6 protein-coding genes are annotated in these 8,580 nt (G+C 65.2%); 4 read left to right on the top strand and 2 right to left on the bottom strand.

What is annotated here, in order from left to right:
• Positions 1-246: 246 nt before the first annotated feature.
• A complete protein-coding gene (locus tag WMF22_RS17430; RefSeq protein WP_437300179.1) occupies positions 247-2,130 on the bottom strand; it encodes an NAD(P)/FAD-dependent oxidoreductase in 1,884 nt (627 codons plus the stop codon).
• Between the two features lie 811 nt (positions 2,131-2,941).
• Positions 2,942-4,264: a condensation domain-containing protein gene (locus WMF22_RS17425; protein ID WP_437301573.1), complete on the bottom strand. Its 1,323-nt coding sequence runs from the start codon at positions 4,262-4,264 to the stop codon at positions 2,942-2,944.
• Positions 4,265-4,597: 333 nt separating this feature from the next.
• Here WMF22_RS17425 and WMF22_RS17420 point away from each other — a divergent pair, with 333 nt between their 5' ends.
• The 4 genes from WMF22_RS17420 to WMF22_RS17405 all read left to right on the top strand — a co-directional run bounded on the left by WMF22_RS17420 (position 4,598) and on the right by WMF22_RS17405 (position 8,554).
• Positions 4,598-5,239, top strand: a complete 642-nt coding sequence (locus WMF22_RS17420; RefSeq protein ID WP_438036426.1) for a TetR/AcrR family transcriptional regulator — start codon at positions 4,598-4,600, stop codon at positions 5,237-5,239.
• Positions 5,236-6,417, top strand: a complete 1,182-nt coding sequence (locus WMF22_RS17415; RefSeq protein WP_437300177.1) for an HlyD family secretion protein — start codon at positions 5,236-5,238, stop codon at positions 6,415-6,417. The genes WMF22_RS17420 and WMF22_RS17415 overlap by 4 nt, the downstream gene beginning before the upstream one ends.
• A 71-nt stretch (positions 6,418-6,488) precedes the next feature.
• The gene (locus WMF22_RS17410) at positions 6,489-7,415 is read left to right on the top strand and encodes an ATP-binding cassette domain-containing protein (protein ID WP_438036425.1); all 927 of its coding nucleotides are present in this window, start codon (positions 6,489-6,491) and stop codon (positions 7,413-7,415) included.
• A complete protein-coding gene (locus tag WMF22_RS17405; RefSeq protein ID WP_437300175.1) occupies positions 7,412-8,554 on the top strand; it encodes an ABC transporter permease in 1,143 nt (380 codons plus the stop codon). The genes WMF22_RS17410 and WMF22_RS17405 overlap by 4 nt, the downstream gene beginning before the upstream one ends.
• Positions 8,555-8,580 lie beyond the last annotated feature (26 nt).

Raw genomic sequence — 8,580 nt, 5'->3', positions numbered from 1 at the left:
AGGCTCACCTGACGGACGAGACGCCATCCCCGAGCTTCCTGATGACGCAGGCATGACCTCCGCGTAGCCGCACGGCGCCTCCCGCGGGAGCGTGCAGCCGGCTGGCCAGCTCGACGCGCGCCGCGCTTTGCCCGATCTCGATCCACTCCTCATCGCGACGCACGGAACGCTGCAGGTCGACCTCGCGCTCGGAGCTCCCCGCGGCGGCGGCACGATGCCAATCCCTGGTCCGGGGCGAGCACGCCATCACGCCGGTACCTGCGAGGCCTGGCGCCCGGTCACCGGCCCGCTGGACATCGAATCGGCCGACGTCTGCTGCGACTCCTGCACGGGCTGTCGCCCGGGCCGCCGCAAGCCCAGACGCATCGCGGCCTTGCGCAAGGCGGTGTCCACAGCGTCGAAGCCGTACATCACCCCGAAGAGGGCGATGGTCATCACGCCGGCGACCCGGAGCATCACGGGAGATTCTTCGGTACCCTTGATGCGCATCCACCCCGGCTCGTTCTTGATGCTCCGCGGGCTGATATCCACGAATTTTTGCTCGCCCGGGAACATGAACTGCAGCACCTTCGGCGCGGTCGCCGCGGGGCGCAAGATCGAGCGCATCGTCGGCACCGCGACGCCATGATCGCGGCGCCAGAGCGCACGATCCCGCAGCTGGCGCTGGAGGTGAGCCTGGAGCCGCGTCACCTTCTCCGGCGGCAAAAGCCTCCAGGGGAGGGCTCTCGTGAAGAACAGGTTACGCCTGAGCTCCCCCCGCAGCCGCTCGTGGACCGGCTGCTCGCGCTCGACGTAGCCTCCGGTGTCAACCAGCCATCGGTTCAGCTGATGCCGCGGGATGCTCAGCCCGATGACCATGCACATATCGAGCCAGTGAGACAGCATGAAGAACCGGCCGTCGGAGATCGCAGAGGTGTATTTTTCCTTGATCGTGTTCCTCATGAGGTGCCAGTCTTGGCGACCGTGCCGATTGATGTGCTCGATGTACTCCCTGTCGAGATGCTTGCGCTTGATGTCGTCCTCGATGACGTTGGTGATGTGCCAGCTCTTGGCCATCGCCAGGGACATGCCTTGGCTGTAGTATGCATCGATGATCGACGCGGCATCCCCCACCATCGCATAGCGATGCTCGTGCACAAACGTGTCCGTCATGTACTGGACGTTCTTGTACATCTTGAACTCGAGCAGGGTTTCCTCGAAGAGGACCTTGTCGAAGATGGGGTACTTTCCGATGATCCCCCAGAACTGCTCCTTCGGCGTTCTGCCGGGCAAGGGCTTCCGCTGATCGTAGGTCACGCCGACGCTGATGCGGCCGCTGTCGAGCCGTATCACCCAGATCCAGTATCCGTCGCCCCAGAGGTGCAATGTCGTGAGATCCGCGTGCTCGTCGTACTTGACGCCCTCGTCTGCTGGAATTTCCCACTCTTGGTCGAACATGTCGTCACGGATGCCCGAGAACTGGCCCCATATCGCAGTGGTCTGGAATCCGTCGTTCATCTCCCGATGCTCGGAGGCGTGACCGCGCAGCTTGGCAAGCTTGCGCGCCCGCCCCGTGCAGTCGACCACCCAGCGTGTCCGCACAACCCCAGACCCGTCGCTCCCGGACGCCTGCCACTGAATGACGTGCGGCGTGCCATCCTCATGGATGTCGACCTCCCTCACGCGCGCCGTGTCCATGAAGGTGATGCTCGGATGCTTGCGGGCGGTGTCGGCCATGAGGGCCTCCACCTCGTGCCTGACGAGCTGCACGTCCTTCAGCTGACTGCGGTAAAATAGCGGATTCTCGAACGCGTCGATCCATCGCTGCGGGATCGTGTGCAGGAGCGCCCACTGGTTTTTGTCCTTCATCGACGTCGTCCCCTCCATCCCCTCGATGAAGGCGACCCCGATCTTCGGCTGGCACGTGCTCGTGCAGTACGCATCGAGCTCGCCGATCGTCCTGATGAACCCGTTCGTGAAGACCAACGTCGACTCGCCAACCTTAAAGGTCTGCTTTCGCGTGCCGATGTCGTCGATGATGGTGACCTTCAGGCCGCGCTTCACGAGCTGAAGCGCCGTGATTAGCCCGACGATGCCCGCGCCGGCCACGACGACGTCAGTATCGGCCACATCCGAAGGCTCAAGATTCACAATGAACTCCTCCACGCCCTGGCGAGCACAGACATTCTTGTCATCATAAAATGGTTTCCTATCAGGGAGAGCCTGTCAAGGCAAATACTGCATGGCAATCCTCTTCATCCCGTCGACCCGGAGCCGCGTGCGCTTGCGCTTCTCAAAGGGAAACCGGAGCGAAAACCTCACAAATGGACGGAGGCGAGAATCTTACAGGATGGTGGCACGGCCGGATCATGGCATGGCGGGCTCGCGGCACGCCTAGGGGGCGTGTGCGCAAACGCGCGCGACCAGAGGCGGATGGCCGCCAGCTTGCCCATGGTCAGGTACTGTTCGCCTCGTTGCTCGTACCGGGTCGCGACGCGGCGGAGCTGCTTCAACCTGTTCATCAAGCGCTCCCCCGGTTGCGCGTTCGGCAAATGGCGCGAGCGAACCACCGCGAGCACGGCTGATCGCGTCGGGTCGGAGTGACCGCACGGATCTGGCGAAGGCGCAGCGAGGCGCGCGCGCAATGTTTCATTCACGTTTCGCAAAAGGGGTCCCCTCGCGCACTCCCAGCTCCCGCCGACGCCTGGCGCCACGCCTTCACAGCGGGATGGGAGAGATGCCCAGATAGGGTCGGATCGGGGGACCGCGCTTGTCGCCACACAGCCCGACCCCGACGCAGGCCGCGGCTTCGTTGCCGTGTGGACATAATCACACGACGCCCGGCCCCGTCGTGACGAAGCCCCCCGGAGCCTCGTCTCACTGCAGGCGGAGTGAGCTGAGATCCGGGTCGACGATGGCCAGCGCCCAGCCGGATCTTCCGGCCATCAGGCCGCCCGCTCGGTCACAGTCGGGCTCGTACCGATCCGGCCAGGAGGCGACCAATCACCTCATCGGCGAGCGACGCGGCGTCGGCGGGCTGAAGGTGCGGTGTCGTGTAGTGGAAATTGAGAAAGATGCGCCCGTCGAACGTGTGGGCAACGAGGTTATAGGGGTTCGAGTGGATCGCTGTGGCGGAAAAGGAGAACTGCAGCTCATCAAGGTGCAACGGACCGTAGTCCGAGGGGACGTCGAGCTGGCCAAGGTTGCTCACGACGACTGCATAGCTGTCCGCTTCGGCGAGCTTGAGCACCAGGGCACCTGGCGTCATGGTCGCCGGCACGACCTTGCCGCTGAGGCGCACCGCGACGAGCGGCTCCTCGCGGGCGAGCGCTTGTGTTATCTTGCTGCGCACGTCGCGCGCCAGGTCCCAGAACCGCGTGCCGGCATCCAGGCGGTGCACGGTATTCGCGGCGGCGACATAGAAGCCGATCTCGTCGCCGAGTGCCGGCGAAAACTGCCGGCGCATGCTGATGGGCGAGCGCTGGCTGATGGTCATGGGCTTGCGGAGCGATCCGCCTGCGATGCGGTGGGCGACGGCGTCAAGCATCGCGGCGCAGAGGGCACCGTGGACGGTGGTGTTCTCCTGGCGGCAGGCGTCGATCAGGGCCGAGGTCTCCGGCCGATCGAGCTTGCGAAACACGACACGCGCGGCGCGCTCGCTCACGGGCGCCACCCGGAGGCACCCGAGCGTCTTCGGGCGATGCACATGGCGAGCGGCGGTTATGCGTGCCACGAGCGAAATGGCGCGTGCAATGCCGCGGAGACCGCGGACGCCTTCCGGCAGCAACGACTCGATGGGCGGCCTCTCAGGACAGCGCGCCGCTGGTAGCGAAGCACCGGTGAGGATGCGACCCAGGGCATCGAGCAGATCGCGCATCGCGTAGGCAGCGGACGTGCCGTCACCGATCGCGTGATGAAACGAAAACAGCAGATCGCTGCTGTCAGCGCCTTGCAGGAGTAGAGCGCGCGCCAATGGACCCGTGCTGCACGGGATGGCCTGCGCCACGTCACGTTCCATCTCGTCTCGCCAGGCGTCGTAGTCCGCCCGTGCCCTGACACGAAGCGGGATCGGGGGCACGTCCCGCGACGTGAAACGCGGCTTGCCGTCAGCCATCTCTATCCGCACGGAAAGCAGCGGGTGCCGCGCCTGGACGTGCGCCAACGCCTGCGTGAGCGCCTCCTCCTCGATGGATCCGCGCACGCGCGCGACCACAATGAAGTTGAACGGGGCGACCTGATCGATGAGCCACATGAGCCGCTCGCTGTCGCCGAGAAGACGTTCCATCACCGGGTCACTAACAGCTAATCCGACGCGTCACAAGCGCAAAGCCATCTCGTGCCCGCGGCCATGACCGAGGCCGTTCGTCCGACCCCACCGGGGGCATTGAAGGGGAACAAGGGATGTGCACGTCCAGCGGGAGACGCGATCCGCTCGGCCCACCCGGTGGCGATTCATGAGGCCAAGGCGTCACAAGTTTGTTTCGAGAAGATTGCGCAGGACGAGGAGGCCCTCGGTCGACAGGAGGACCTGATCGGCGGGCGGAGCTCTCCGACTTCAAGCGGCGTGGCGCCCGCGCACTGGGTGCCGACGACAAAAGTAACTTGATAGTTACCAGAGATGCGCCTACAGTGCGCGACGGTACTCATGTCTGCATCTGTACGAAACGCGGAGCGCACGTGCGACAGGATCCTTTCGACCGCACTGGAAGAGTTCTCGTTGCACGGCTTCTCAGGCGCGCGCGTTGACGTCATCGCGCGCCGGGCCTGCATCAATAAGCGGATGCTGTATCATTACTTCGGGAGCAAAAAGGGCCTCTACCGCGAGATCGTGCGACGCAAGTTGGCCGAAAAGGACGAGTTGCGGTGGAACGACCCGGACGACCCGAGGCAGGGGCTCCCATTCTGGTACGATATCGCGCGCAACGATGTAACCTGGGTACGCTTGATGCAATGGGAAGCGCTCGACAGCGGCGACGGCGAGGTCGTCGGGGAGCCCGAGCGCAGGCTTCGAATCAAGGCGATTTGCAAGGCGCTGCGCGCGCGTCAGGAGAAGGGGTTGCTGCCGCGCGAGCTCGAAACCGAACCGCTGCTGCTCATGATGATCGGGCTCAGCATCATGCCGACCGCCTTCCCGCAGGTGACGCGAATCGTAACCGGCACATCTCCGGATGACGAGATGTTCCAGCGGAGATGGATGACGTTCCTGAACCATTTTGCCGAATATCTGACGCCTCGCGAGAAGAAGGGAGGTAACCCGTGACCGTGGACGCCACCGCTTATGGCCACCCCGTAGCTCACCGTCGAATCAACTGGCGTCGTCTGCTCGCCGTCTTCCTGCTGCTGCTAGGGTGCGGCGGTTACGTGGCCTACGCGCACAAACAGGCGCGCAAGCCGTACGAGTGGAGCGGCACGGTGGAGGCCCGCTCGATCGCGATCGGCTCGCGCACCGGCGGGCGTGTCAAGCAGGTGCTCGCTCGCGAGGGCGATCGGGTCGAGGCCGGCCAGCCGATCCTCGTGCTCGAGCCGGGCGATCTCGAGGCGCAGCTGACGGTCGCTGAAGGACAGCTCGCGCAGGCCGAGTCGGAGCGCGACAAGCTCGTGAAGGGGGCGAGACCCGAGGAAATCATGCAGGCCAAGGCGCGCGCCGCGGCTGCGGCCGCGACACTTGAGGAAAACAAGCGCGGCGCGCGGAGCGAAGAGATCGCGGCAGCCGAGGCGCGGCTCTCAGCCGCCGAGGCGGCGCTCGAGAAGATCCAGCGCGACGCCGAACGCTACAAGGGGCTCGTGGCGAGCGGCGCGATCTCGCGGATGGAGGCGGAGGCCGCCGAGAGCGATCTCAAGCAGCTCCAGGCCCAGCGCGACGCACAGAAGCACGCCCTCGACGAGCTCGTCAACGGCACGAGGCGCGAGCGGATTCGGCACGCCGAGGCACTCGCGATGGAGGCGCAGGCGAGCGCCAAGCTGGTCTCTGCGGGCACGCGCGTCGAGGACCTGCGGGCGGCCGAGGCCGCGGTGAAGATCGCGCAAGGCCGGCTCGACGCGATCCGCGCGCAGATGGATGAGCTCACCGTACGAGCCCCCGTCGCTGCGAGGCTCGACGCGCTCGACCTCCGACCCGGCGACATTCTCCACCCGAACGCGACAGCAGCCACATTGGTCGAAGATGACGCCCTCTACGTGCGCATCTATGTACCCGAGACCCAGCTCGGGCTTGTTCGCGTCGGTGATGCCGTTCCGATCACGGTGGATACGTTCGGCGATCGCTCCTTCCAAGGTGTCGTACGGCACATCAGCAGCGTCGGCGAATTTTCGCCGCGCAACCTCCAGACGGCAGACGAGCGCGCCAACCAGGTGTTCGCCACGCGAATCGACATCACCGAGAATCGGGAGCTCCTGCGCGCCGGCATGAGCGCCCTGACCAAGGTGCCCAGGCCATGAGAACCGGTGCACCCGTCCTCAGTGCGCGGCAGGTGACGCGAAAATTCGGCAGCTTCACCGCGCTCGATCGCGTGGACCTGGAGGTCTACCAGGGCACGATCTACGGTCTGCTCGGGCCGAACGGCTCCGGGAAGTCGACGTTGATCCGCATTCTGTGCGGGCTCCTCATCCCGACGGCCGGGACGGCGAGCGTCCTCGGGCTCGACGTGGCGCGCCATGGGCAGGAAATCCGGACGCGCATCGGCTACATGAGTCAGAAATTCTCCCTGTACGAGGATCTGACGGTCCGCGAGAATCTCGATTTCTACGCGCGTATCTACGGCCTCAGCGGTGCGCGGCTGCGGCAACGCTGCGACGCGGCGATCGCGCTCACCCACATCGAGCCCTACGTCGATCGCCGGGCTGGCCTGCTGTCTGGCGGCTGGAAGCAGCGCCTCGCGCTGGGTAGCGCGCTGCTCCACGAACCGCAGGTCATGTTCCTCGATGAGCCCACGGCAGGCATCGATCCCGTCGCGCGTCGCGAGCTGTGGGATCTGCTGTTCAAGCTCGCGGCGCAGGGCATGACGCTGCTCGTGACGACGCACTACATGGACGAGGCGGAGCGCTGCGGCGAGGTCGGGTACCTGTACCTCTCCAGGATGATGGTGAGCGGTACGCCCAACGACCTGAAGGCGCTGCCCGTGGTGAACAAGCCAGGACAGCGTCGGGTCGAGATTGAGACCGGGCAGCCGGCGCGGATGCTGGACTGGCTCCAGCGGCAGCCCTTCTGTCGAGCGGCCACGATCTTCGGACAATCGGTGCATGCGATCATCGAGGAGCGCCTGGCCGATGACGTGCTGCGCGACGTGCTGGGGCAGGGGGGCTTCGGCGCCCCGGCTGTGCGAGAGATCGCGCCTTCGCTGGAGGACGTCTTTGTGACACTCACAGAGCACGCCGCCGGGCAGGCTAGCTCAGCCGCGCCTTCGCCGGTGCCCGCCGGAGCCGGGGGACAGTCGTGACCGGCGCGAACGAGGCCCGGAGGATCTGGACCTCCTTCGTCGCGATCTGCGTGAAGGAGTTCCTGCACATCCGCCGCGATCCCATGGCGCTGCGCATCGCGCTCGCCATCCCCATCCTTCAGCTCGTGCTCCTTGGCTTCATCGATCAGACAGTGCGGAACTTGCCCACCGTCGTGGTCGATCAGGACTTCTCTCGGTCCAGTCGCGACCTCATGGACCGGCTCCGCGCGACGGACACGCTCGAGATCACCCGCGTCACGACAAGCCCGAAGGAGGCGCGGGAGGAGATCATCTCGGGCCGGGCGAGGGTCGGGATCGTCATCCCTCCCGACTTCCAGGACAGTCGAGTTCGGGGGAAGCAGGCGAAGATCCTCGTCCTTATCGACGGATCGGACTCGAGCGCCAGCTCGCAGGCGCTCGCCAGCGTCACCGGCCTCGCCGCGCATGTGACCCTGGAAGAGATCCGTAGCCAGGCGCCTAAGGGAGAGCAGGGTTTCGGGCTCTCTGTGCAACCTATCATGCTGTTCAACCCTGACGGCAGGACTGCGAACTACATCATCCCTGGCCTCATCGCGTTCGTGATCCAGACGATCGGCATGGTGATGACGGCGCTGGCCATCGTCCGTGAACGCGAGCGGGGCACGCTCGAGCAGCTCCTGGTCACACCGGTGCATCCGCTGGGCCTCATGCTGGGCAAGCTCGCCCCCTACCTGATCGTCGGGGTGGCCGAGAATCTGCTCCTTCTCTTCATCATGCGGTTTGGGTTCGGCGTGCCCATCCACGGGAATTTGCTGTTCCTCTTCGTCATCAGCACCATCTTCCTGTTCGCATGTCTCTCGATCGGCCTCTTTATATCGACGCGCGCCCAGACGCAGCCTGAAGCTCAGCAGATGGCGCAGCTGTTCACATTGCCATCGTTCTTCTTGACCGGGTATCTCTTCCCCGTGGCAGGGCTGCCGCTCGCATTGTATGTCCTGGGTCGCTTGCTGCCGGCTACGCATATGATCGAGGTGATGAGGGGCGTCGTGCTCCGCGACGCCGGGCCCCTCGATCTCCTTTCGAACGTCCTCGCGCTCGTCGCCATGTGCGTCGTGCTCGTCTGGGGTAGCGTGCGGCGTTTCCGGAACCTCATCCTCTAATCCTACCAGCCGCCTCCCGCGAGGCG

The sequence above is a fragment of the Sorangium sp. So ce204 genome, from assembly GCF_051526795.1.
Taxonomy (GTDB): Bacteria; Myxococcota_A; Polyangia; order Polyangiales; family Polyangiaceae; genus Sorangium; species Sorangium cellulosum_B.
The sequence above is the reverse complement of the archived record's forward strand: the minus strand, read 5'-3'. Positions and strand labels throughout refer to the sequence as shown.

What these genes read in the sequence shown, in the direction of transcription:
- WMF22_RS17420 (WP_438036426.1), top strand. Translation starts at nt 4,598, where the DNA reads ATGCGCCTACAGTGCGCGACGGTACTCATGTCTGCATCTGTACGAAAC.
- WMF22_RS17425 (WP_437301573.1), bottom strand. Translation starts at nt 4,264, where the DNA reads ATGGAACGTCTTCTCGGCGACAGCGAGCGGCTCATGTGGCTCATCGAT.